General features: G+C 67.1%; 24 protein-coding genes. 13 read left to right on the top strand and 11 right to left on the bottom strand.

Going from position 1 to position 22,606, the window contains the following annotated elements:
* The coding region (locus KDJ86_RS14090; RefSeq protein WP_291746981.1) for an autotransporter-associated beta strand repeat-containing protein at positions 1–1,242 on the top strand (1,242 nt) is incomplete at its 5' end.
* Positions 1,243–1,294: 52 nt separating this feature from the next.
* On the opposite strand, the gene KDJ86_RS14095 is transcribed toward KDJ86_RS14090, so the two are convergent.
* The gene (locus KDJ86_RS14095) at positions 1,295–2,173 is read right to left on the bottom strand and encodes a calcium-binding protein (RefSeq protein WP_291746984.1); all 879 of its coding nucleotides are present in this window, start codon (positions 2,171–2,173) and stop codon (positions 1,295–1,297) included.
* On the bottom strand, positions 2,170–3,153 hold the full coding sequence (locus tag KDJ86_RS14100) for a LysR family transcriptional regulator (RefSeq protein WP_291746987.1): 984 nt from the start codon (positions 3,151–3,153) through the stop codon (positions 2,170–2,172). Before KDJ86_RS14100 ends, KDJ86_RS14095 begins: the two co-directional genes overlap by 4 nt.
* Before the next feature lie 157 nt (positions 3,154–3,310).
* Here KDJ86_RS14100 and KDJ86_RS14105 point away from each other — a divergent pair, with 157 nt between their 5' ends.
* From KDJ86_RS14105 to KDJ86_RS14120, 4 genes are all read left to right on the top strand, one after another.
* Complete coding sequence (locus KDJ86_RS14105) at positions 3,311–4,369, top strand: DUF1254 domain-containing protein (RefSeq protein WP_291746988.1); 1,059 nt, start codon at positions 3,311–3,313, stop codon at positions 4,367–4,369.
* A gap of 222 nt (positions 4,370–4,591) precedes the next feature.
* Positions 4,592–4,822 (top strand): hypothetical protein, encoded by a 231-nt coding sequence (locus tag KDJ86_RS14110; protein WP_291746992.1) that lies wholly within the window; start codon positions 4,592–4,594, stop codon positions 4,820–4,822.
* A 240-nt stretch (positions 4,823–5,062) separates the two neighbouring features.
* Complete coding sequence (locus tag KDJ86_RS14115; protein WP_291746994.1) at positions 5,063–5,686, top strand: glycoside hydrolase domain-containing protein; 624 nt, start codon at positions 5,063–5,065, stop codon at positions 5,684–5,686.
* A 163-nt stretch (positions 5,687–5,849) separates the two neighbouring features.
* Positions 5,850–6,866 carry an AraC family transcriptional regulator gene (locus KDJ86_RS14120; protein WP_291746998.1) on the top strand — a complete coding sequence of 339 codons (1,017 nt, stop codon included), beginning with the start codon at positions 5,850–5,852 and terminating at the stop codon, positions 6,864–6,866.
* A 36-nt stretch (positions 6,867–6,902) separates the two neighbouring features.
* Here KDJ86_RS14120 and KDJ86_RS14125 read toward each other — a convergent pair whose 3' ends face one another.
* The 4 genes from KDJ86_RS14125 to KDJ86_RS14140 all read right to left on the bottom strand — a co-directional run bounded on the left by KDJ86_RS14125 (position 6,903) and on the right by KDJ86_RS14140 (position 10,510).
* Complete coding sequence (locus tag KDJ86_RS14125) at positions 6,903–7,754, bottom strand: universal stress protein (RefSeq protein WP_291747000.1); 852 nt, start codon at positions 7,752–7,754, stop codon at positions 6,903–6,905.
* Between the two features lie 94 nt (positions 7,755–7,848).
* Positions 7,849–9,219, bottom strand: a complete 1,371-nt coding sequence (locus tag KDJ86_RS14130; protein WP_291747003.1) for a glutamate--cysteine ligase — start codon at positions 9,217–9,219, stop codon at positions 7,849–7,851.
* Between the two features lie 90 nt (positions 9,220–9,309).
* Positions 9,310–10,062 (bottom strand): 16S rRNA (uracil(1498)-N(3))-methyltransferase, encoded by a 753-nt coding sequence (locus tag KDJ86_RS14135; RefSeq protein WP_291747006.1) that lies wholly within the window; start codon positions 10,060–10,062, stop codon positions 9,310–9,312.
* Positions 10,063–10,195: 133 nt separating this feature from the next.
* Positions 10,196–10,510 carry a YjiS-like domain-containing protein gene (locus KDJ86_RS14140; protein WP_291747008.1) on the bottom strand — a complete coding sequence of 105 codons (315 nt, stop codon included), beginning with the start codon at positions 10,508–10,510 and terminating at the stop codon, positions 10,196–10,198.
* 169 nt (positions 10,511–10,679) lie between these two features.
* On the opposite strand from KDJ86_RS14140, the gene KDJ86_RS14145 reads away from it, so the two are divergent.
* Entirely contained in the window at positions 10,680–11,558 is an 879-nt protein-coding gene (locus tag KDJ86_RS14145; RefSeq protein WP_291747011.1) for a LysR substrate-binding domain-containing protein, read from the top strand.
* Positions 11,559–11,752: 194 nt separating this feature from the next.
* A complete protein-coding gene (locus tag KDJ86_RS14150) occupies positions 11,753–12,415 on the top strand; it encodes a peroxiredoxin (RefSeq protein ID WP_291747014.1) in 663 nt (220 codons plus the stop codon).
* Between the two features lie 68 nt (positions 12,416–12,483).
* Here the strand turns inward: KDJ86_RS14150 and KDJ86_RS14155 are convergent, their stop codons facing one another.
* The gene (locus tag KDJ86_RS14155) at positions 12,484–13,206 is read right to left on the bottom strand and encodes a metallophosphoesterase family protein (protein WP_291747016.1); all 723 of its coding nucleotides are present in this window, start codon (positions 13,204–13,206) and stop codon (positions 12,484–12,486) included.
* A 79-nt stretch (positions 13,207–13,285) separates the two neighbouring features.
* On the opposite strand from KDJ86_RS14155, the gene KDJ86_RS14160 reads away from it, so the two are divergent.
* On the top strand, positions 13,286–13,984 hold the full coding sequence (locus KDJ86_RS14160; protein ID WP_291747019.1) for a type 1 glutamine amidotransferase: 699 nt from the start codon (positions 13,286–13,288) through the stop codon (positions 13,982–13,984).
* Between the two features lie 15 nt (positions 13,985–13,999).
* Here KDJ86_RS14160 and KDJ86_RS14165 read toward each other — a convergent pair whose 3' ends face one another.
* On the bottom strand, positions 14,000–15,547 hold the full coding sequence (locus tag KDJ86_RS14165; RefSeq protein WP_291747021.1) for a serine hydrolase: 1,548 nt from the start codon (positions 15,545–15,547) through the stop codon (positions 14,000–14,002).
* 155 nt (positions 15,548–15,702) lie between these two features.
* Here KDJ86_RS14165 and KDJ86_RS14170 point away from each other — a divergent pair, with 155 nt between their 5' ends.
* Both KDJ86_RS14170 and KDJ86_RS14175 read left to right on the top strand, forming a co-directional pair.
* Positions 15,703–16,497: a transporter substrate-binding domain-containing protein gene (locus KDJ86_RS14170; protein WP_291747024.1), complete on the top strand. Its 795-nt coding sequence runs from the start codon at positions 15,703–15,705 to the stop codon at positions 16,495–16,497.
* Between the two features lie 139 nt (positions 16,498–16,636).
* A complete protein-coding gene (locus tag KDJ86_RS14175) occupies positions 16,637–17,458 on the top strand; it encodes an amino acid ABC transporter permease (RefSeq protein WP_291747027.1) in 822 nt (273 codons plus the stop codon).
* A gap of 87 nt (positions 17,459–17,545) precedes the next feature.
* Here KDJ86_RS14175 and KDJ86_RS14180 read toward each other — a convergent pair whose 3' ends face one another.
* From KDJ86_RS14180 to KDJ86_RS14190, 3 genes are read right to left on the bottom strand one after another with little or no spacing between them, the layout of a single operon-like run.
* Positions 17,546–18,214: a LutC/YkgG family protein gene (locus KDJ86_RS14180; RefSeq protein WP_291747030.1), complete on the bottom strand. Its 669-nt coding sequence runs from the start codon at positions 18,212–18,214 to the stop codon at positions 17,546–17,548.
* On the bottom strand, positions 18,211–19,632 hold the full coding sequence (locus KDJ86_RS14185; protein WP_291747033.1) for a LutB/LldF family L-lactate oxidation iron-sulfur protein: 1,422 nt from the start codon (positions 19,630–19,632) through the stop codon (positions 18,211–18,213). The genes KDJ86_RS14180 and KDJ86_RS14185 overlap by 4 nt, the downstream gene beginning before the upstream one ends.
* 2 nt (positions 19,633–19,634) lie before the next feature.
* Entirely contained in the window at positions 19,635–20,417 is a 783-nt protein-coding gene (locus KDJ86_RS14190; RefSeq protein WP_291747036.1) for a (Fe-S)-binding protein, read from the bottom strand.
* A gap of 146 nt (positions 20,418–20,563) precedes the next feature.
* On the opposite strand from KDJ86_RS14190, the gene KDJ86_RS14195 reads away from it, so the two are divergent.
* The 3 genes from KDJ86_RS14195 to KDJ86_RS14205 form a co-directional block, all read left to right on the top strand.
* Positions 20,564–22,006: an FAD-linked oxidase C-terminal domain-containing protein gene (locus KDJ86_RS14195; protein WP_291747040.1), complete on the top strand. Its 1,443-nt coding sequence runs from the start codon at positions 20,564–20,566 to the stop codon at positions 22,004–22,006.
* A gap of 65 nt (positions 22,007–22,071) precedes the next feature.
* Complete coding sequence (locus KDJ86_RS14200; protein WP_291747042.1) at positions 22,072–22,236, top strand: hypothetical protein; 165 nt, start codon at positions 22,072–22,074, stop codon at positions 22,234–22,236.
* A gap of 34 nt (positions 22,237–22,270) precedes the next feature.
* Positions 22,271–22,606, top strand: a 336-nt coding sequence (locus KDJ86_RS14205) for an FAD-binding protein (RefSeq protein ID WP_291747045.1), incomplete at its 3' end; no start/stop codon positions are given.

A 22,606-nucleotide genomic window follows, 5' to 3' on the forward strand; every position in this document is an offset into this window, starting at 1 on the left:
GCCGATGCGACCTACGCCGGCAAGATCGTGGAAACCAGCCAACAGTCGCTGACCAAGATCGGCACCGGCACGCAAACCCTCTCCGGCGCGAGCACCTATACCGGCCCGACGACGGTCGCGGGCGGCAAGCTCCAGGTCGACGGGTCGATCACCTCGGCGGTGACGGTGAAGTCGGGCGGCACGCTCGGCGGCAAGGGCATGACGGGCGGCGTCACCGTCATGGCGGGCGGGACACTGGCGCCGGGGGCAAGCCCCGGTATCCTCTCGACCGGCAACGTCGCATTGGCGGCGGGCGCGACCTTCGCGGTCGAACTCGCCGGGACGACGCCGGGCATCGGCGGCTACGATCAGGTCAAGGTGACCGGGACGGTCAGCCTCGGCGGCGCGTCGCTGGATGGCGACGTGCTCCCCGGCTTCGTCCCCTCGGTCGGTGACAGCTTCACCATCATCGACAATGACGGGGCGGACGCGGTCGCCGGCACCTTCGCCGGGCTCGCCGAGGGGGCCTCTTTCGTCCTCGACCAGCGGGCGATGACGATCACCTATCACGGCGGCGACGGCAACGACGTGGTGCTGTCCGCGACCGCCGCGACGATCATCGGCACCCCGGCGGCCGATCTCGTCGACGCCACCCACACCGTCGCCGGCCAGGCGCTGCCGACCGACGGCGATGACCTGATCAAGGGCAAGGGCGGCAAGGACGACCTCTCCGGCCTCGAAGGCGACGACACGATCAAGGGCGGCAAGGCGAGCGACACCATCCATGGCGATGCCGGCAACGACTCACTCCATGGCGCCGGCGGCAAGGATCACATCTACGGCGGCGATGGTGACGATCTGATTGTCGGCGGCAAGCACAGGGACACGCTGAAGGGCGATGCCGGCTCGGACACGCTGAACGGCGGTCCCGGCAAGGACAAGCTGACCGGCGGCGACGACGACGACACCTTCGTCTTCGCCAACCCGCACCAGCCGGACAAGGTGACCGACTTCAGCGACGGCGACATGATCGCGCTCGTGAAATCGGCCTTCCCCGGCATTGGCCCGAAGGGGACGCTGCACTCGTCCCATTTCCATGTCGGCGCCGAAGCCAAGACGTCGCAACAGAAGGTCGTCTACAACGATGATACCGGCTGGCTGCTCTACCTCAAGCACGGATCGGACACGAACAACCCCGTCGCCTTCGCCAGGATCGGCAAGCACCTCGACTTCCTCGACCACGCCGACTTCATGGTGATCTGAGGCGGGGCCGCGATGGCGCGCTTCACCACGCCGGCGCGCATGGCCGGGCGGGTCACACCATGAAGAAGTCGTGGTGGTCGAGGTGCGTGCCCTTGTCGAACTTGGCGATCAGCACCTTGCCCGAGCCGCCCTTTCCGTCCTCGTCGTAGAAGAGCTTCGTCTCCTTCTTGTAGATGAGGAAGTCGTTCTTATCGTGGGCGTTCTTGCCCTCGTAGAATTCCTTCCGGCCGACCTTGTCGCCGAGCGCGGTGAAGATCGTATCCTCAAGCCAGATCCTGTCGGTTCCGTGCACGAAGCCCTTGATGTCGGCATAGGTCCCGGCCGCGGGTGTGACATCGAAGAGGAAGGCGTCGCTCCCGTCGCCACCCCACATCTTGTTCCTGCCGAGACCGCCCGACAGGACATCGTCGCCGTCGCCGCCATACAGCTTGTCGTCGCCTGGACCGCCTTCGAGGTAGTCATCGCCCCGGCCGCCGTCGATATAGTCGTCGCCGCCACCGCCATAGAGGCCAGCCACACTGAGGATCTTGTGGAGGCCACCCGCCGTTACGCTTGCCGTGTCGGTGTCGTCGTCCTCGCCGCCGTAGATGTAGTCGTCCCCGGAGCCGCCAAAGATGCCGTCGGCGCCGCCGCCGCCGTACATGGTGGCGCCGCCGCTTCCGGCATTCTGGATGACGTCATCATCCTCGCCGCCATAGAGATCGACGACGCCACTATCGATTGTGTTGACGTAGAGCCAGTCGTTGCCCGTGCCGCCGTACATGTCGCCATAGCCGCCGTAGCCGAACATGGCGTCGCTTCCCTGTCCTCCATAAAGGACCGTGCCCGAGCGCCCGCCGCCAAAAATGAAGTCGCTGCCGTCCAGCGCATAGACGATCTCACCGTTGGCGACGGCGATGTAGCTGTTGTTCCCGTTGGAGAGAATTGTCATGTCGTCCTCCTTGCTCCGCCGGACCTCGGGTTCCGGGCTGTTCGGTGGCTGGGTGATGCGGTGGCGTCAGCGAAATACCTGCGCTCGGCCAGCTTGGCAGCCGACCGAAACGCCAGCGCGGCATCGGGGAGCGGCTTCCCCCGCGCATACATGATGGCCTGCTGGTTCCTGAGCCATGGTGGGTGGAAGGGTAATTCGACAAGTGCGCCGGATTTCAGATGCTCGGTACACATTTCCGGGAGCGTGACACAAACCGCGTCCGAGGCCAGGACCACGCCGATCATCGATCGCGGCGTCGCCGACTCGATCGCGGGGAGGAAGAACCGGCCGTCCCCGGACATCGTGCCGAGCTTCGTCCCGACGGGGAGGAACCGGCGGATGCGGGCGGGCAGGCGTGGGGCGGCAAGCGGGAATTCCGCGATCTCATCGATCGTCAGACGGTTGCGGCCGTCCAGCTTGTGTCCGGCACGAACGAAGAAGCGCACGTCGCGCTCGGGAAGACGCTCGACGACGATGTCCGGATTGTCCTCGGGCTCGATGCGTTCGCCGATCGCCATATGGGCCTCGCCGTCGCGGACCGCGTCGGCGAGCCGCCACCAGTCCATCTCGCGCACGCTGATCGAGGCGGCCGGACGGGTCTTCGCCAATTCGGCAATCGCGGCAGGCATCCAGGACTGCGACGCAAAGGCGCCGGCGCCGATCCTGAGCTCCACCTGTGATGTCTTCCGGATCTCCGAGACCCTGGCCGCGAAGTCCTCTTCGGCCTTCAGCAGGATCGCGGCCTCGTCGAGGATTTGCGAGCCCTCGGGAGTGATGGAGACGCCCTGTTTGCTGCGCTCGAACAAGGCGCAGCCGAGTGTCACCTCAAGAGCCTGAATCCGCCTGGAGAGCTGCGACTGGCTGATGCCGATCGCCTGCGCGGCCCGGCGGAAATTCTCGTAGCGGGCCAGTTCCCGGGCGTATCTCAGCGCTTCGAACATGGCGGGCCTGCTGATGCATATGACGCATCAGCAGGCTACTCGAACTGCATCAGCCCCTCAATTAGGACGTGCGGATGTCTGGAGCCTACCGGGCGTCGGATCGACGAGAGGCGCCCGTCACGGCTTGCAACAAGCGAAGACCCTGGAGGATCAGACCATGCTCAGGAAGCTGCTTGCCACTGTATCACTTCTCGCCTTGATTCCCGCCACGGCCCTGGCCGGGATCCCGGATGTCGACAGCAGCGGCTGGGCCGCCGACCCGGCCGACCACGGGATGACGCCGCGGGACTATATCCAGGCCGAATCCCGCGCCTTCATGGCGGACTTCATCGATCGCGTCGGGGTCAACACATTCTATCATTTCCCCGGTCTCTCCTCGGCGGAGGATACCTGGGTCGTCTCGCCGAACAACGATACGATCTATTCGCTGGCGACGGTGAATGCCCGCGACGGCTTCACGCTGGAATTGCCCGAGGTCGGCGATCGCTTCCTCTCCGTCCAGATCATCACCGAAAACCACATGACGCCATTCTACCTCTATGGCGGCGGCACCCACGAATTCCCGGCGGACGACTTCGACACCGACTATGTCGCGGTCGGTGTGCGCATGGGCACCGACGGGAGCGAGAAGGACGTCGCCCACGTGGTCGACGAATTGCAGCCGCAATACAGGATCACCGGCGCCGCCGGCATCGACGACCTGCCGAGGCCCGATCTCGAGACCATGCAGAAGGTGCGCGCGGCGATGCTCGTCGAATATGACAAGCTCGACGACACCTTCGACACCATGCGGAAGAAGACCGACGAGGTCGACGACTGGGAGCGCTTCACCTACGTCACCGCCGGCGCATGGGGGCTCTCGGCAGACGAGAACGCCATGTACAAGCCTTATGGCCTGGCCGGGGTGAAGGGCGGCGATTGCTACACCGCCACCTATCCGCCGGTGCCGGCGAAGGCCTTCTTCTCGATCACCGTCTATGGCCCCGGGAAATACCTGATGTCGAACGAGGACAATATCGTCAGCTCCAACCGCGATATCGTGCTGAATGACGACGGCTCGTTCACCGTGGCTTTCGGCGGCGAGGACTGTCGCGACCTGGCGCCGAACTTCGCCTATACGCCGGAGGACGGCTGGTCGTTCCTGATGCGGGCCTATCGGCCGGATGTCGCGGCGTTCAAGGCCTATGACATGCCCGAGATCGAGCCGGCCGAATAGCCGCCTGTCCACGACAGGCCGGGACTTGCCCCGGAACACCGGCTTGTCGCCTTCATCGACGTTCAGCGTCGCCTCGTGGTGCCTCCTGATCGTCCGACAAGGTCGCCGCGGGGCTCCCGTCCGGTCATTGGCGACGAATAGTCCGCTCCGTTCGCGTTCCTCGCGACATCTTCCTGTCAAATGATATCATCAAGATGTGGGCCATTGCCGCCGGAGGCAGGGATGGCGAAGCTTGCGCTGACTCGACAGGAGATCGCCGAGCGACTGCGGGAGAAGCTCGGAACGCTGGTGCTCGGCGACGCCGGGTCGATCCATCCGGATATCTATCGCATTCCCCGGCGCGAGACCGACGGCGCCAACTGGGAATGCTCCTTCACCGGGGTGCCGGCATCGGAAGTCCGGATCGTCGAATCCGCCGTCGACCTGCTGCGCCGCGAGATCGACCTGAAGTAGCCAAAGACCGACGGTTCCATCTCCGCCGCCGCCGCGGTGTCTTAACCACCTCGTTACCCGCCGGGCGGTATTTTTCGGCAAATTGTACCGGAATGGCCGTCAAGGATACGGGGATCGGTCATGCGCAATCGGGCGCTTTCTTCACTCACGGCCGCGGCATTTGTCGTTGCCCTGTGCGGCGAGGCGATGGCCTCCAGCTCGCACCAATCCGCCGATCACTGCTATCGGGGAAGCGGCATGATGGCCGCCGACACCTCGGCTCCGGTGACGGCCGCCTTCCTCAAGAAGATGCGGGAGGTCGGCGTCCACACCATCATCCGCTACTTCGACCACAAGGACGAGACGCTGCCTGGCAAGACGCTGACATTCGAAGAGCGGATGCAGATCTCCCAGGCCGGATTCCACATCCTGGTCGTCTTCCAGCACTGGGGACAGCGCATCTCGACCTTCCGCGACCACAAGCGCGGCAAGGCCGATGCGATCCGGGCGCTGACGCTCGCCCATGATGTCGGCCAGCCGGTCGGCAGCGCGATCTATTTCGCCGTCGACGGGCCGTGGTCGAGCGACAAGGACATCGCCGACATCACCCGCTATTTCACCGACGTCCGGCGCACCGTCAGCGCGCGCGGCAACCTCTATCGCGTCGGCGTCTACGGCAGCGGGCAGGTGTGCAGCACCATCCTCGATCGCGGCCTCGCCGACTATTGCTGGCTTGCCAATGCGAAGGCCTGGCCCGGCTACAACGCGCATCTCGCCTCGGGGCGCTGGCAGATCCGCCAGCTCATGCCCGGCAAGTGCGGCGACCGCGAAGTCGACTTCAACCTGCTGCCGTCGCGCTCGGCCTATTTCGGGCAGTTCCGCTAGGCCCGGTCGTCCCTGGCGTTTCGTGATCGCCTGACCGTTGGTCAGTCGGCGACCGGCGTGATCCCGCCCGGCCGCCAGCTATCGTCGAACCACGGCTCGAGCGCACGCGATCGATAGCGGAATGCGCTTGCGGGCGGTTGCTTTTTAGGGACAGGCTGCTCGGATGAAGACTGGAACACCCGCGATCCAGCGCGCGGCCTCGCTGGTGCCGTTGCCGGCCCTGCTGACCGAGCTCGGCGTCGATCCCGACGCGGTGCTTGCGGGTACCGGCGTGGCAGCGGACGCGCTGAAGCCCGATGTCTTCATCCCCTATGCGGCGTATCTCGCGATCCTCGACAACGCGGTCAGGATCACCGGACGGGAGGATTTCGGGCTGCTGCTCGGGCGGCGCCAAACGCTCGCCGCGCTCGGCCCCCTGGGACGGGTGATGCGCCACGCCGCGACCCTGGGCGAGGCGATGGCCGAATTCGCGGCCTTCCAGATCGGCAATTCCACCGGCGGCACCGTCTACCTCATTCGGGCCGAGCGGGACGTCGTCCTCGGCTATGGCATATACGATCCGGCTATCCGGGCCTCACCCTATGTTCACGACGTCGTCCTGGCGGTCGGCTGCTGTCTTCTCGCGGAACTGACGCGAGGCGCCGTCGAACCCGAGGAGCTTCTCTCCTCGCGGGCGGCCCCGAAGGACCTCAAGCCCTACCGCATTCTCGGCCGGTGTCCGATCCGCTTCGGCCAGACCCAGACCGGCCTCGTCCTCGGCGCCGCCAATCTCGGCCTGGCACCGCCGGAGGCCGATGACGCGTTGCACGGCGCCGCCCTTGCCGACCTCGCGCCGGATCTGGCGGCGGCGCGCAAGAAGATGCGGGGCCTCGTGGCCCATGTGCTGCGCCACCTGCTCCTGGTGGACCGGGCCAAGATGGGCGACGTGGCTTCGTATCTCGGCATCCATCCGCGCTCGTTGAGGCGCAGGCTGCGTGAGGAGGGAACGACCTTCGAAGCGATCAGGGACGAGGTGCGCTACACGGCGGCGCGCGAGCTGCTGAGGCTTGGCGCGCTCAGCATCACCGACATCGCCGTCGCCCTGGACTACGCATCGGCGAGCTCGTTCGTCCACGCCTTCCGACGATGGAGCGGCACGACGCCGACGGAATGGCGCGACCGGGCCGGTCGGATGAGGTGATCCCGGCCGGGCCGGGCGGCGCGCGCCGCCCCCCGTTCAGTGCGACATAAGGATCGGAAGGGTCGCGTTGGCGAGCACGTGGCGGGTCGCGCCGCCGAGCAGGAATTCCCTGAGCCGGCTGTGGCCATAGGCGCCCATCACCATCCAGTCGGCCTCTTCCGCCGCAGCGAAGGACAAGAGCGCTTCGCCAGCGCCGTTGGTCGCGTTCTCGATGGTCCGCACCGTGACGTTGAGATCGTGGCGGGCGAGATAGGCGCCGATCTCCGCGCCGGGTTCGCCCTCCTTCTCCCAGCCCTCGTCGACCATCGCGACGAGGACCTCCCGGGCATTGGTCAGAAGCGGCATCGCGGCGCGAACGGCACGGCCCGAGGCGGGGCTGCCGTTCCAGGCGACCACCACCTTGTCGGCGGTGAATTCGCTGACCCCGGCAAAGGGAACCATCAGCGTCGGTATGCCGGCCTGGAAGAGCAGGGCCTCGATGACGGCTTCACGGGACGGCTCCGGCCGGTCGGGGTCTTCCTGTCCGACGACGGCGATGTCGGCGAGGATCGCGTTCCTGACGACGGCGACGAAGCTGTCGCCGGCTATCGATTCGCTGGTCCGGCTCTCGACGCTGATACCGGCCTGCCGGCCGATCGCCTCGAAGGCCTCGAGCGCCGCCCTGGCGTCTGCCACGTTCTGCTCGCGTGCCGCGACGACGAAATCGGTCGGGATCGGCGCCGCGAACGTGTAGACGGGGATCAGCGGCTCGTAGACGATCGACAGGCCGGTGAGGTGCGCCTCCAGTTGCCGGGCAAGATCGGCGGCGACCACCGCGGCGCGGCGTTCTCCCCCGAGATCGACGATGACGAGGATGTCACGGACACCCGAACCTGGATTCGCCGGCATTTTCGAACTCCCTCTTCAGATCGCGACCCCGGTCGAGGATACCGCCTTGCCGATCCGCGATGCGTTGCGCGCGATCAAATGAAACACCCACCGGTCAATAGGCGTATTCGGTGAAGATCCTGTCGATATCGCCGTGCCAGACGGTCCGGTATTCGCGCAGCAGCGCCTCGGCCTGCGTCTCGCCGGTCGCGACGATCTCCTCCAGGGACGGCAGGAAGACGGTCTCGTCATTGCCCTCGGCATTGAGCCTGGCGCGGCGGGCGAGCCCGGCCCGCGCCAGCTTGACGGCGTCGCGGGCTATGTCGCGGACGGCGCGATCGCGGAACGGGGTGGCAAGCGCGGTCCGGGGGACCGCCTCGCGCAGCGCCTGCCGCTCCTCGGCGGTCCAGTCCTTGACCATGTCCCATGCCCCGTCGAGGGACGCCTGGTCGTAGAAGAGCCCGACCCAGAAGGCCGGCAGGGCGCAGATGCGCCGGCCGGGACCGCCGTCGGCGCCGCGCACCTCGATGAAGCGCTTGAGGCGCACCTCGGGGAAGAGGGTGGTGAGGTGGTTCTCCCAGTCGGACATGGTCGCCGTCTCGCCCGGAAGCTGCGGCAGCCTGCCCTCGATCAGGTCGCGGAAGGAGGCGCCGGCGACGTCGTGATAGGTGTCGCCGCGCTTGACGAAATAGAGCGGCACGTCGAGCGCCCAGTCGACATAGCGCTCGAAGCCGAAGCCATCCTCGAAGACGAAGGGCAGCATGCCCGAGCGCTGGTTGTCGGTGTCGAGCCAGACCCAGGAGCGCCAGGATTGCAGGCCGTTGGGCTTGCCCTCGGTGAAGGGCGAATTGGCGAAGAGCGCCGTGACGATCGGCTGGAGGGCGATGCCGACGCGCATCTTGCGCACCATGTCGGCTTCGTCGGAGAAGTCGAGATTGGCCTGGATGGTGCACGTCCGGTACATCATGTCGAGGCCGCGGCTGCCGACGGTCGGCATGTAGCGGGTCATGATGTCGTAGCGCGATTTCGGCATGCGCGGCGTCTCGGCCAGCGTCCACTTCGGCGAGCCGCCGAGGCCGAGGAAGCCGATGCCGAGCGGCGTCGCGCATTCGCGGACCTGGGCGAGGTGGCCGTTCACCTCGCGGCAGGTCTGGTGGACGGTTTCGAGCGGCGCGCCGGAGAGCTCGAACTGACCGCCGGGCTCGAGAGAGATGGCGCCGAGGCCGGTCGGGTCGGTCAGGCCGATAATCCGCTCGTTATCGTAGATCGGATGCCAGCCGAGGAGATATTCCATCGCCTTGAGCAGCCGTTCGATCCCCCGCGGTCCTTCGTAGGGGACCGGGGCATGGTTTTCGAGGTAGAAGCCGAATTTCTCATGCTCGGTGCCGACCCGCCACTGGCTTGCCGGCTTGCAGCCGGAAGACAGCGATTCGACGAGTTGGTCGCGTGAAACGATCGGCGTCGCGTCAGAGACGTCGCGGGCCATTCCAGATTCTTTCCAGAAGACAGGGCGTCGAACTTAGCGACGGCGATCGGCCCCGACAACTCCTAGATTGGCGATTGCCACCGAGGCTTTTTACCGCGCCCAGTCCCCGAGAATCGCCTGGACGAGGGCGAGCGCGGCGACCGCGGCGGTATCGGCGCGCAGGATCCGGGGCCCGAGCGGCAGCGGCGTGACGAAGGGAAGGGCGCGGAGGCGCTCCTGCTCGGCCTCGGAGAAGCCGCCCTCGGGGCCGACCAGGACCGCAAGCGGCGAGGGTGGCAGCGCCGCCAGGATGGCGACCGGGTCGTCGCCCGGATGGCCTTCGTCGCAGAAGACGATGCGCCGTCCCGGCTCCTCTTCCGGCCAGGCCTCGAGGAGGGCGGTGAGCGGGCGCGGTTCGTCGACGGTGGCGAGGGAGAGGATGCCGCATTGCTCGGCCGCCTCGACGACATGGGCCGCGAGCCGGTCGCGGTTGATGCGGCCGACCTGGCCATGCTGGGTGAGGACCGGCCGGATGCGGCCGGCGCCCATCTCGACCGCCTTCTCGACCATATAGTCGAGGCGCGCCTGTTTCAGCGGAGCGAAGAGGTAGTCGAGGCCGGACGGGGCGGGTTGCGCACGCTCCCTTTCGCCGACGACAAGGCTATGGGACTTGCGCCCCTCGCACGCGAGAGTCGCCCGCCATTCGCCATCGCGGCCGTTGAAGACGAGGAGGGCCTGGCCGTCTCCCATCCTGAGGACATTGACCAGATAATTGGCCTGCTTGCGGTCGAGCGCCAGGCGCGCGCCGGGTGCGAGCGTCTCCGGGACGAACAGGCGATAGGTGCGGAAGTCGTAGCGCGCCATGACGCTACCGCCGATATCGCCCGGAGCCGGTGGAGGCAAGCGGGTCGATGGCCAAAAAAAAGGCCCGCCGAGACCGGCGGGCCAGGTTGGCAGAGCCCCAGGGGACCGGAGACTCCGCAGAAAGGGTGCTCCGTCAGGGCCGCGAGCGGCGTTCGGCGCGGCGAATCTGCCCGAGGCGGGCACGCTGGGCGGTCCGGCGCTCCTGCGCCAGATCGGCGAGATGGCTGGACGGATCGCTGGAGACCGGCATCGCCATCGCCGATCGGACGTCGCCCGGGGTGATGCCGATGTCGCTGAGCATCCGGGCGTCGAGGGCGAGCAGACGGGCGACCTGGTGGCGGTTGCGCCATGCCCTCAACAGGGCCACGGCGCGCGACGCCGCGGTTCCGGCAAGGCGCAGCAAGGTGCCGCCGGCAAACGCCGGCGTGGTCAATTCGGTCGTGGCCATGACGGCCTCCTGAGCTTCGTGTCAAGGGTCGCGGACGCGGTCCGTTGGGGCACTATCCGGGGAGCGGGGCACCCGCGACACCCGAAACATGCAGGAGGCGGATTGATCATTCCAACGAATGTTTCTAATATTGAACATCAGCATCTCTGATGTTTATGCCGGGGGCAGGATGTCCGTCACGCTCGACCTCGACCAGCTTCGCACCTTCATCGCCATCGCCGAGACCGGCAGCTTCACCAGGGCGGCGGACATCGTCTTCAAGACGCAGTCGGCGGTATCGATGCAGATGCGTCGCCTCGAGGAGCGGATCGGCAAGCCGATCTTCATGCGCGACGGCCGCGCCTCGCGGCTGACCGAGGACGGCGAGCGGCTGCTCGGCTATGCCCGGCGCATGATCCGGCTTTCCGACGAGACGATCGCCGCCTTCGACGAGACGGAGCTGAGCGGCTCGATCCGCCTCGGCACACCCGACGACTATGCCGAGCGGTTCCTGCCCGGCGTGCTGGCGCGCTTCTCGCGATCCAACCCCCGCGTCGAGGTGTCGGTCATCTGCGAGCAGTCCCTCGACCTGATCAACCTTGCCCGCGCCGGTGAGCTCGATCTCGCCATCGTCACCAATTGCGGCGAGGGCGCCGTCGAAGTGATCCGCCGCGAGCCGCTGCTGTGGGTGACCTCGGCCCAGCATGCGCCGGAGGACGAGGAGGTGCTGCCGCTCGCCCTCTACAAGGCGCCCTGCCTGTGGCGCGCCGCGGCGATCGATTCGCTGACCGAAACCGGGCGCAAGTTCCGCATCCTCTACCAGAGCAGCAACTCGACGGCGGTGTCCGCCGCGGTATCGGCGGGGCTGGCGGTGACGGCGCTCGCCGAATCGGCGCTGCGGCCGGGCATGCGGGTGCTGGGAGAGAATGACGGCTTCCCGCGCCTGCCGATGTGCGAGATCGGTATCGTCCGGTCGTGGAACAGGCAGTCCTCGCCGATCATCGACGCGCTCGCCGAACACATCGTCTCGTCCCTCGACAACATCTCGGTGCCGTCGGTCGCGGCCTGACGGCCGCGGCCCCGATCACCGGCCGGAAGACGCGATTGGAACGATAATCCGCTCACCTCGATGGCCGGCGCGATCGCGTTCCAAAGCCGGCGGATCTGCGGCATTTTCCTCGCTTGAAGGCCAGCAGCGCCACGCCTAAATCCAAGCATGCAACTATTCCTGTTGCGTATCATCCGCTCCAGAGGACAACCAAAATGTCATTGCGCATTGGCGATACCGCACCCGATTTCGAGGCCGAGACGACCCAGGGACCGATCCGCTTCCATGACTGGCTCGGCGATTCCTGGGGGATCCTCTTCTCGCATCCCAAGGACTTCACCCCGGTCTGCACCACCGAGCTGGGCGCTGTCGCCAAGCTGAAGCCGGATTTCGACAAGCGCGATGTCAAGGTGATCGGCCTCAGCGTCGATCCGGTCGACAACCATGCCGGGTGGGCGAAGGATATCGAGGAGACGCAGGGGACGGCGCCGGATTTCCCGATGATCGGCGATCCCGGCCTCAAGGTGTCGAAGCTCTACGACATGCTGCCGGCCGGCGCTGGCGAGACCTCGGAAGGCCGCACCGCCGCCGACAACCAGACGGTGCGGACGGTGTTCGTCATCGGCCCGGACAAGAAGATCAAGCTGATGATGATCTACCCGATGTCGGCCGGCCGCAACTTCGACGAGATCCTCCGGGTGGTCGATTCGCTGCAGCTCAGCGCCAGGCACAAGGTGTCGACGCCGGTGAACTGGCAGCCCGGCGAGGACGTGATCATCTCCGGCTCGGTTTCGAACGACGAGGCCAAGACGATCTGGCCCGCCGGCTGGAAGGAGCCGAAGCCCTATATCCGGATCGTGCCGCAGCCGAAGGACTGACCGTTCCGGTCCCGCCGTAGCGGCCAAGCATCGAGGCGCGTCCCTTGCCGGGCGCGCCTCCTTGCCGTTCACAGGAACCTATAGCCAGTCCCCTCCAGCGCCAGCACGGTCAGCGGCCCGCCGAAGACGGCGCCGGTATCGACGTTGATACGATTGGGCAGCACCTCGGGACTGGATTGCGGCGTGTGGCCGTGGACGACGACGACGCCGTGGTCGCGGGCATCGGACAGGAACTCGTCGCGAATCCAGACCAGGTCCTCCGGCGACTGCTCGTCGAGCGGGACGCCCGGCCGGATGCCGGCGTGGCAGAAGAAGAAATCGCCGAGCTGTTCCGCGAGGGACAGCCCCTCGAAGAAGTCCAGATGCGCAGCCGGGAGGACCGCCGCGAAGCGGTCGCGCAGGTCACGCAAGCGGCGCCGCGTTTCCGTGCCGAAAGCGTCAAGCCCGTAGCTGCGCAGGGTCGCGTCGCCGCCATTCGTCAGCCAGAGCGGCCCGGCGCCGACCGGGTCGGCAAGAAAATCGCGAACCATCTGGTCGTGGTTGCCGAGCAGGCAGACGACGCGGGAATCGCTCTCCGAAAGCGCGGACAGCCGCTCGATCACGCCGGCCGAAGCCGGTCCCCGGTCGACATAGTCGCCGACATGGATGATGCGGTGATCGGCGACCGGGTTCACGTCGAGATCGGCGGCGATTGCCGCATATGCGTCTTGCAGCAGCCTGTCGCAGCCGTGGACGTCGCCGATCGCATAAAGGCGCATCCCGTCCGGCGTCTTCGCTTCGCCCAGCCACATCGTGCCGCGGTGCTCCCTTCAATCCCGACGGCATGCTAACAGTCTCGACCGGACCGCGTCTTCCCAACGGATTCCGCCGATGCGCGTTTTGGTGATTGAGAATTACCGTTCGACCCCGCTTGGCCTCGTCGGCCGGGCGCTGGAGGACGCCGGCGCCGATCTCGCGATCGTCCGCGCTTTCGAAGGCGAGCCTGTCCCGTCGACCGAGGAGGGACACGATGCGCTGGTGGTCCTCGGCGGCGACCAGACGGCGCTCGACGACCAGGACTATCCCTACCTCCCCGCGCTTGCCGCGCTCAGCCGCCGCTTCGGCGAAGCCGGCAAGGCGGTGCTCGGCATCTGCCTCGGCGCCCAGATCGTCGCGAGGGGATACGGGGCCGAGAACATCCTCGGCCGGCCGATCGAATTCGGCTGGTATCCGATCTCGCCGACCGAAGCCGGACGCGACGACCCGCTGATCGGCGGCCTCGACGCGCCGACGCCGACCTTCCACTGGCATACCGACACCTTCTCGCTGCCGCCGGGCGGCGTGCACCTCGCCTCGAGCGACCGGACCCCGATCCAGGCCTTCCGCATCGGCCGCGCGGCCTATGGCATCCAGTTCCATTTCGAGGCCGACCGGACGGTCGTGTCGCACTGGAACGATACCTTCGAAGCCGAGATCGCCGGCCACACGCCGGACTGGGCCGAGCGTTATCCCGCCGAGGCGGAGCGTCACGGACCGCAGGCCGACGCCCTGGGGATCGCACTGGCGCGGCGCTGGGTCGACCTGATCTGAGCCGGGCCTGCGCCGTCACTCCTCGACGCGCGGCAGCGTTCCGAAGCCTGCGTCTTCGAGGTCTTCGAACGTGATCGCGGTTGCCTTTCCGTCGGCGCCGATGTCGAAGGCCACGCCCACCGGTACGTCGGGTGCTTCCGGCATCGGGTGGTAGACGAAGAGGTCGCGGTCGAAGGGCGTCAGCGGGAAGGACTTCACGCCATCGGGGCCGAGCCGCACGGCAAGCCCGCCATCCTGGCCGGTGACGAGTGCCTCGCCGATATAGGGGTTGGCATAGGTTCCCACATAGGCGGCGGCCGGGAGCGGCTCGGAATGCGGCGACGGCGGGTTCGCGAATTTTGCCTTCTGCGCCGCGTTGACCGGATCGAACATCGAATTGTAGAGCCCGTTCCAGTCGCCCAGCCAGTCGCGGGTCGATTGGCCATTAAAGACGAAGTCGATGAAGGTGTTGGCGACGGCTTCCGGCATGCCGGTCGGAAAGGCATTGGCGAGCACGACGATTCCGAGGCGATCCGCCGGAAGCAGCGTCGCCACGGTGCGGGCGCCGTTGCTGAAGGCTCCGGCATGGGACAACATCTCGCCGTGTTCGCCGTAGATCACGCCCCAGCCGAGCGCGTAGAAGGCCGGCGCGTGGTAGATCGGATGGGTGCCTTGCGGGAAGACCGGCTGGTGGGTCGCGGCGAGCGCGTCGGGATCGATGACCGCCTCGCCGCCGAAGCGGCCATCATCGAGCTGCAGCAGCATCCAGTTGGCAAGGTCGACGACGTTGGAGCTGACGCCGCCGGCCGGGGCCTGTGGGTCGGGCAGCCGTTTCGCCAGCGCCTGCCATTTTCCCTGATAGCGGACGTGGAGCGTCGCGCGGTTCGCCTCGTCCAGGAAGTCGGCATAGCGGGAACTCGTGCTGCCCATGCCGAGACGCCGGTAGAGGCGATCGGAAACCTCCTCCCACGACATGCCCGCCGCCTTCGCCGCCGCGACGCCGCCTTCGGTCAGTCCGAAGTTGCTGTAGGAATAGCCGGAACGGAAGCTCGACGACGGCCGGACCAGCCTGAGCCGATGGAGGATCGTGTCGCGGTCGTAGCCGAGCGCTTCGAGCTCGGTGCCGGCGAGGCCGGGCAGGCCGCTTCGATGCGAGAAGAGGTCGCGGAGCGTGACCTGCTCGGTCGGATAGGCCTCGAAGAGCTGGAAGCCGGGATCGATGTCGGCGATCCGGCTGTTCCAGTCGACGACGCCATCGCCGACGATTCCGGCGACGACGGTCGAGGCGACCGGCTTGGACAGCGATGCGATCTGGAACACCGTCTCGGCGTCGACGGTATCGGGCCTGCCTTCCTCGCGGAGGCCGAAGCCCCTGGCGTAGACCACCTCGCCATCGAAGACGATCGAGACCGAGAGGCCGGGCACCTGGCCGGCCGCGACGTTCTCCTCGATATAGGCTTGGATCTTCGGGATCGCCGCGTCGACCATCGCCCGGGTCGCCTCGCCGGCGTGGGACAGAGTGGGCGCTGCCAGAAGCAGAAGGATTGCGGTGCCGAAACCGCCACGGATTCGCGTCGACAGCATTTTTGCCTCCCGGAATGCCGCCCCGAATGATCGGATTTGCCGGGCATCCTCGCGTTTCTGTCCGACATAGGCAAGTCGGGTCCCTCGCGCGGCTTCTCCCGTCCGCCAAGCGCGGATAGACTTGGGGGCCAATCCCATCTGCAGGAGTTGTCGCCATGTTCCGAGCCTCGAGCCTGATCGCCGCCGCGGCGCTGATCGCCTCCGCCAACGCCGTCCTCGCCGACGACCTGCCCGACCTCGACGGCCGCGTCGTCAGGGCGGTGACCGAGAATGCCTATACGCCGCTGAACTTCGCCGACCCCGCGAGCGGCGAGGGGATCGGCTGGGAATATGACGCGGTCAACGAGATCGCCAGGCGCCTCAACATGAAGGTCGAGTGGAACCTGTCGAGCTGGGACACGATGATCCAGGCGGTCAGGGAAGGGCAGTTCGACATCGGGATGGACGGCATCACCATCACCAAGGAGCGGCAGCAGCAGGTCGACTTCTCCGATCCCTACATGATCTCCGAGCAGTTCATGCTGGTCAGGGCCGACGAGGACCGCTTCACCGACGCGGAATCCTTCGCGGCGGACGGGGAGCTGCTGGTCGGCGCCCAGGCCGGGACGACGAATTTCTACACCGCCGTCTACAACGTCCTCGACGGCAAGGAGGACAATCCGCGCATCAAGCTCTTCGAGACCTTCGGCGCCTCGGTCCAGGCGCTGAAATCCGGCGACGTCGACCTCGTGCTGATGGATGCGGCGAGTGCGGCCGGCTACATGGGCGCCTCGCCGGATTCCTTCAAGATCGTCGGCGAGCCGCTCGGCACCGAGGCCTTCGGCTTCATCTTCGCGCCGGGCTCCGACCTCGTCGCGCCGGTCAACGCGGCGCTCGTCGAGATGGAGGAGGACGGGACGCTCGAGGCGCTCAACAAGAAATGGTTCTTCGACTACCAGAGCAAGCAGTGAGTTTTTCGGACGCGCTCCCCATCTGCCTCCCCCCGTGTGGGGGAGGCCGGATTTCCCCGGTTTGCGTCAGCGCCGGCTTCGCCGGCCGAAGCTTCGCTGTCTCCCCCACAAGGGGGGAGAGGGGGCGTGGGCCGGGGCTATGTCCGTAGCTGGCGGCCGCGGGCCGGCGAAGGCCCGCCCCGAGATCCCCTACTGGCTGCTGGCGATCATCCTGCTCGGCATCCTCTTCGCCTGGCTGATCACCGCCGACGGCGACTATGCGACGATCTTCCGGGCGCTCCGGCAGGGCGTCGCCGTGACGCTCTGGGTCTCCCTCGTCGCCTTCGCGCTGGCCATCGCCCTCGGGCTGATCGTCGCCCTCGGCCGCCTGTCGCGGCGGCGGGTGCTGCGGGAGATCGCCACCTTCTACATCGAGATCGTGCGCGGCGTGCCGGTGCTGGTGCTGCTCTTCTACGTCGCCTTCGTCGGCGCGCCGCAGATCGTCGTCGCATGGAACTGGGTCTTCGCGGTGCCGATCGAAGGCGGCTGGTTCCCGGCGATGAGCGTCCGCGACTTCAGCATGGAATGGCGGGCGATCTTCGCGCTGATGGTCAGCTACTCGGCCTTCCTCGCCGAGATCTTCCGCGCCGGCATCGAGGCGGTGCCGCGGGGCCAGATCGAGGCAGCCGAATCGCTCGGGCTGAAGCGAAGCCAGATGATGCGCTTCATCATCCTGCCGCAGGCGGTGAGGACCGTGCTGCCGCCGCTCGGCAACGACTTCGTCGCGATGATCAAGGATTCGGCGCTGGTGTCGGCGCTCGGCGTCCAGGACATCACCCAGCTCGGCAAGGTCTACTCGGCCTCGACCTTCCGCTTCTTCGAGACCTACAACGTCGTCGCCTATCTCTACCTGGTGATGACGATCGGCATCTCGCTGCTGGTCCGCGGGCTGGAGCGCAGGATGAAACGGAGAAAGGGCTGACAGCGAGTGGCTGACCAATAGCCTGCCGGCCTCATTCACGCCCGCAGGATCAGCGAAGCGGCCCCTTGGCCCGCCAGCTTCGCCTTGCTACCCCACCACCACGATATGCAGGCGCCGCGGCCCGTGGGCGCCGAGGAGGAGGGTCTGCTCGATATCGGCGGAGCGCGAGGGACCGGTCACCATGTTCACTGTGCGCGGCATATGGCCCTTGCCGTATGTCTCGCGGACCTCGTCCCAGACGGTCTCGTAGTCGCCGGCGATGTCGGCGGCGCGGATGACGACGATATGGGTCTCGGGCAGGAAGTTGAGGGTCGTCGGATTGTCCGGACCCGAGGTCAGGACCAGCGTCCCGGATTCGGCGATGCCGGCCACGGCATGGCTGAGGCCGACCGGATCGCCGCCGTCGCTCGGACCGTGGGAAACCGCGATCTGGGTGCCGTCCCAGGCGAGATCGGCCAGCAGCGGGTCGGCGCCGATCCGCAACGACGCCGGCAGGTTGTGCTTGCGGAGGAATTCCGCCACCGCCCGCGGCACGTCTTCCAGCGCGGCAATGCGGCCGACGGTCGCCGACACCTTCTCCGCCATGGTCGTGAACAGCGCGACGCGCTCCTCCTGCGGAAGCTGGCCGCGTTCCGGGATGATGCCGCGCGGCGTGCCCTCGAGCCGGGCGATGACGATGGCGCGGCGGCCGACGTCGTTGCCGTCGGCGGCGAGCGCGCGGCGGATCTTGCCGAGGATGACCTCGCGGTCGCTCACGACGCCTTCCTCCGCGCCGACCATTGCTCCTGGAAGGTGCGCCCTTCCGGAGCGGGGAAGTCGCGATACTTCGTCCAGCCGCCGGCCAGCGGCAGCGAGGTGTAGCGGCCCTTGCCGATGGCGCGGTTGGCGAGCACGCGCATGGCGAGGCGGGTCGCCCACTGGTATAGGCGCGGGCGCCTGGCGAAGAAGGCCCAGAAGCCGATGCCATAGCGTGCCACGGCGGGCGACAGGTGGCGCTCGAATTCCCGCTCGCGCCAGTGCCGCATCATGTTCGGCAGCGGTATCCGCATCGGGCAGACCGCCTCGCAGCGGCCGCAGAAGGTCGAGGCATTGGGCAGATTGCCGGCCTTGTCGACGCCGATCAGCTGCGGATCGAGCACCGCGCCGATCGGGCCGGGATAGACCCAGCCGTAAGCGTGGCCGCCGATCGCGTGATAGACCGGGCAGTGGTTCATGCAGGCGCCGCAGCGGATGCAGCGGAGCGCCTCCTGGAAGTCCGAGCCGAGCATCCCGGTCCGGCCGTTGTCGAGGATGACGACGTGGTATTCGTCCGGGCCGTCCGGGTCCTCCGGCCGGCGCGGGCCGGTCGAGAAGGTGGTGTAGACCGACATGTCCTGGCCGGTGGCCGAGCGGGCGAGCAGCCGCATGATCTGGCTGACGTCGTTGAGGGTCGGCGTGATCTTCTCGATCGAGGCGATGACGATGTGGACGCGCGGCAGGATCTGGGTGAGGTCGCCGTTGCCCTCGTTGGTGACGATCACCGAGGTGCCGGTCTCGGCGACGAGGAAATTGGCGCCGGTGATGCCGACATCGGCGGCGAGGAAGCGTTCGCGGAGCTTGGCCCGCGCCTCGGCGAGAAGCTCGGTCGGCTCGGTCAGGTCGCGGTCCGGCGCAAGGTCGGTATGCGACTTGCGGAAGCTCTCCTCGACCTGCTCGCGGGTCAGGTGGACGGCCGGCGCGATGATGTGGCTCGGCGGCTCGTGGCGAAGCTGGATGATGTATTCGCCGAGGTCGGTCTCGACCGGCGTGATGCCGTGTTCCTCGAGATAGTCGTTGAGGTTGATCTCCTCGGCGATCATCGACTTGCCCTTGGTGACCGTCTTCGCGCCGGCCCGCTCGCAGATCGAGCGGATGATGTCGCGGGCGGTCTCGGCGGTCTCGGCATAGTGGACCTCGCCGCCGGCCTGGCGGACGCGATCCTCATAGGCCTCGAGGTAGAGGTCGAGATGGGCGAGCGTATGGTTCTTGATGTCGCGCGCGTTGTCGCGCAGCGCCTCGAATTCCGGCAGCGCGCCGGCCGCCTTGGCCCGCTTGTCGATGAAGTTCGAGCGGACGTGGCGGAGCGCCTTCTGGAGGTTCGGGTCGGCGAGCGCCGCGCGGGCGTTCTGCTTGAATTCGGGGGAGGTGATCTGCATCGTCAGTCGCTCGTCGTCTCGCCGATCGGCGGCACGTCACCGGTCATGTCGGCGAGCACCTCGGCGACGTGGCGGACCGAGACCGGCCGCTTCTCGCGCTGGAGCTTGCCGGCCATGTTCATCAGGCAGCCCATGTCGCCGGCGAGCAGGGTCTCCGCGCCCGACGCCGCGATCTCCTTCGTCTTCTCCGAGACGATGGCATTGGAGATGTCGGCATATTTGACGCAGAAGGTGCCGCCGAAGCCGCAGCAGACATTGGCGCCGTTGAGCTCCTTAAGCTCCAGCCCCTCGACTGAGGCGAGGAGCGTGCGGGGTTGGTCGCGAATGCCGAGCTCACGGAGGCCGGCGCAGGAATCGTGATAGGTCACCGTCTTCGGGAACCTGGCGTCGACGCCCTTCATGCCACGGACGTCGGTGAGGAAACTGACGAGCTCGTGGACCTTGGCCGAGAAGACCTCGGCACGCGATTTCCAGGCCGGGTCGTCGTTGAAGAGGGAAGGATAGTGGATCTTGAGCATGCCGCCGCAGGACCCGGAAGGCGCGACGACATAGTCATAGGATTCGAAGGCGGCGATGACGCTTTCGGCGATCGCGCGGGTGTCCGCCGTATCGCCCGAGTTGTAGGCCGGCTGGCCGCAACAGGTCTGGGCCGCCGGAACCTCGACGTCGCAGCCCGAGGCCTCGATCAGCTTGACCGCGGCAAAACCGACCGTCGGGCGGAAGAGATCGACCAGACAGGTGACGAATAGCCCTACCTTCGGCCGTCGCGCCTTATCGTCCGCCATTCATCCTCGCTTGTCCGGGAGCTGTCGTCGCGGGGGATGTCGATAGCAGGCACGGCATGGACGGATCAACTCGAACTGCATTCTCGTGCCGGGTGGCGGCACGCTGTCTTTCGGATATCATGCGGCGCGAGGGAGAAACAGCGTCCATGACCAATATCGCCATGCCGCCGGTCGATCAGGCGGTGATCGCCCGCCGCGACGAGATCGTCGCCGGGCTCGTGTCGATCCTTGGGGCGGAGCACGTGATCTCGGCCGAGGACGAGCGCCGGGCCTACGAGACCGACGCGCTGACCGCCTATCGCGCGGTGCCGCTCGCGGTGGCGCTGCCGGGATCGACCGAAGAGGTCTCCCGGGTTCTCGCCTTTCTCAACGGCACCGGCGCCAAGGTGATCGCCCGCGGCGCCGGGACGTCGCTGTCCGGCGGGGCGCTGCCTTCCGAGGACGCGGTGGTGCTGGGGCTTGCCCGGCTGAACCGCATCCTCGACATCGACTACGGGAACCGTATCGCCCGGGTCCAGACCGGCGTCACCAATGTCAACATCACCAATGCCGTTTCGGGCGAGGGCTTCTTCTACGCGCCCGACCCGTCGAGCCAGCTCGCCTGCACGATCGGCGGCAATGTCGCGATGAATTCGGGCGGCGCGCATTGCCTCAAATACGGGGTGACCACCAACAACATCCTCGGCGTCAGGATGGTGCTGATCGACGGGAAGGTCGTCGAGATCGGCGGCAGCGAGGTCGACGCGCCGGGCTACGACCTGCTCGGCCTGGTGATCGGCTCGGAGGGGCAGCTCGGCGTCGTCACCGAGGCGACGGTCCGGATCCTGCGGGCCGCCGACGGGGCGCGTCCGATGCTGATGGGCTTCGATTCGGCGGAAGCCGCCGGCGGCTGCGTCGCCGCGATCATCGCCTCCGGCATCATTCCGGTCGCCATCGAATATATGGACCGCCCGGCGATCAAGGTCTGCGAGGCCTTCGCCCATGCCGGCTACCCGCTCGATGTCGAGGCGCTGCTGATCATCGAGGTCGAAGGCTCGGAGGCCGAGATCGCCGACCTGATCGCCTGGATCACGGCCATTGCCGAAGCCTTCAATCCCACGACGACACGCATCTCGCAGTCGGCGACCGAGAGCGCGGCGATCTGGAAGGGACGGAAGTCGGCCTTCGGGGCGATGGGGAGGATCGCCGACTATGTGTGCATGGACGGCGTCATCCCGACCAGCCGGCTGCCGGAGGTGCTCGTCAAGATCACCGAGATCTGCGAAAGCTACGGCCTGGCGGTGGCGAATATCTTCCATGCCGGCGACGGCAACCTGCATCCCCTGGTGCTTTACGACATGAACGATCCCGACCAGCTCTCCAAGGCGGAATATGCCGGCGCCGACATCCTCAAGGCCTGCGTCGAGGCGGGCGGTTGCCTGACCGGCGAGCATGGCGTCGGCATCGAGAAGCGCGACCTGATGACGGTGCAATATTCCAAGGCCGACCTCGACCAGCAGATGCGGATCAAGAGCATTTTCGATCCTGGCTGGAAGCTCAATCCGGCCAAGGTCTTCCCGCTCGACGGCCGGCCGACGGTGGCGGCCTGAACGAATGTGTTGCGCCGTTTTGAGCCATATCAATGGCACGACCGAACACCTTGGCATGATCGGGTATGGAAAAGATCAGGATAGAACAGCACAGTTCCATCGGGTTGCTGTGGTTCGCGGGCTGGCTCTTCACGCTCGGCTTCCTCGACCTCGGCTTCTGGCGGGGGGTGTGGGCGCTGGTGGTCTGGCCCTATTATCTCGGCGTCCATTTCACCGCCATGTCGTTCTGACGACGGCGGCCTCCGCGCGGGCGGGGGGGCTTCCGTGTCCGTAGGACCATCAGCCATTGCGCCCGGCGACGAGGCCGAACTCGTCGCCGCGGTTGCTGACGCGGCCGCGCGGACGACACCGCTCGCCGTTGCCGGCGGCGGCACCCGCGCCGGGCTCGGCCGGCCGATGCAGACCGCCGCGACCCTGTCGGCGGCCAATCTGACCGGCATCACGCTCTACGAACCGGCGGAGCTCGTCATCTCGGCCCGGGCCGGGACGCCGCTCGCCGAGATCGAGGCGGAGCTCGCCGGCAACAGCCAGCGGCTCGGATTCGAGCCGATCGACTATCGCGGGCTTTTCGGATCGACGGGAACGCCGACGATCGGCGCC

The organism is Bauldia sp. (assembly GCF_020442045.1).
Taxonomy (GTDB): Bacteria; Pseudomonadota; Alphaproteobacteria; order Rhizobiales; family Kaistiaceae; genus Bauldia.

Bases quoted from the DNA above. Each gene is read 5' to 3' on its own strand.
- KDJ86_RS14095 (WP_291746984.1), bottom strand. From the start codon at position 2,173: ATGACAATTCTCTCCAACGGGAACAACAGCTACATCGCCGTCGCCAAC.
- KDJ86_RS14100 (WP_291746987.1), bottom strand. From the start codon at position 3,153: ATGTTCGAAGCGCTGAGATACGCCCGGGAACTGGCCCGCTACGAGAAT.
- KDJ86_RS14105 (WP_291746988.1), top strand. From the start codon at position 3,311: ATGCTCAGGAAGCTGCTTGCCACTGTATCACTTCTCGCCTTGATTCCC.
- KDJ86_RS14110 (WP_291746992.1), top strand. From the start codon at position 4,592: ATGGCGAAGCTTGCGCTGACTCGACAGGAGATCGCCGAGCGACTGCGG.
- KDJ86_RS14115 (WP_291746994.1), top strand. From the start codon at position 5,063: ATGGCCGCCGACACCTCGGCTCCGGTGACGGCCGCCTTCCTCAAGAAG.
- KDJ86_RS14120 (WP_291746998.1), top strand. From the start codon at position 5,850: ATGAAGACTGGAACACCCGCGATCCAGCGCGCGGCCTCGCTGGTGCCG.
- KDJ86_RS14125 (WP_291747000.1), bottom strand. From the start codon at position 7,754: ATGCCGGCGAATCCAGGTTCGGGTGTCCGTGACATCCTCGTCATCGTC.
- KDJ86_RS14130 (WP_291747003.1), bottom strand. From the start codon at position 9,219: ATGGCCCGCGACGTCTCTGACGCGACGCCGATCGTTTCACGCGACCAA.
- KDJ86_RS14135 (WP_291747006.1), bottom strand. From the start codon at position 10,062: ATGGCGCGCTACGACTTCCGCACCTATCGCCTGTTCGTCCCGGAGACG.
- KDJ86_RS14140 (WP_291747008.1), bottom strand. From the start codon at position 10,510: ATGGCCACGACCGAATTGACCACGCCGGCGTTTGCCGGCGGCACCTTG.
- KDJ86_RS14145 (WP_291747011.1), top strand. From the start codon at position 10,680: ATGTCCGTCACGCTCGACCTCGACCAGCTTCGCACCTTCATCGCCATC.
- KDJ86_RS14150 (WP_291747014.1), top strand. From the start codon at position 11,753: ATGTCATTGCGCATTGGCGATACCGCACCCGATTTCGAGGCCGAGACG.
- KDJ86_RS14155 (WP_291747016.1), bottom strand. From the start codon at position 13,206: ATGTGGCTGGGCGAAGCGAAGACGCCGGACGGGATGCGCCTTTATGCG.
- KDJ86_RS14160 (WP_291747019.1), top strand. From the start codon at position 13,286: ATGCGCGTTTTGGTGATTGAGAATTACCGTTCGACCCCGCTTGGCCTC.
- KDJ86_RS14165 (WP_291747021.1), bottom strand. From the start codon at position 15,547: ATGCTGTCGACGCGAATCCGTGGCGGTTTCGGCACCGCAATCCTTCTG.
- KDJ86_RS14170 (WP_291747024.1), top strand. From the start codon at position 15,703: ATGTTCCGAGCCTCGAGCCTGATCGCCGCCGCGGCGCTGATCGCCTCC.
- KDJ86_RS14175 (WP_291747027.1), top strand. From the start codon at position 16,637: ATGTCCGTAGCTGGCGGCCGCGGGCCGGCGAAGGCCCGCCCCGAGATC.
- KDJ86_RS14185 (WP_291747033.1), bottom strand. From the start codon at position 19,632: ATGCAGATCACCTCCCCCGAATTCAAGCAGAACGCCCGCGCGGCGCTC.
- KDJ86_RS14190 (WP_291747036.1), bottom strand. From the start codon at position 20,417: ATGGCGGACGATAAGGCGCGACGGCCGAAGGTAGGGCTATTCGTCACC.
- KDJ86_RS14195 (WP_291747040.1), top strand. From the start codon at position 20,564: ATGACCAATATCGCCATGCCGCCGGTCGATCAGGCGGTGATCGCCCGC.
- KDJ86_RS14200 (WP_291747042.1), top strand. From the start codon at position 22,072: ATGGAAAAGATCAGGATAGAACAGCACAGTTCCATCGGGTTGCTGTGG.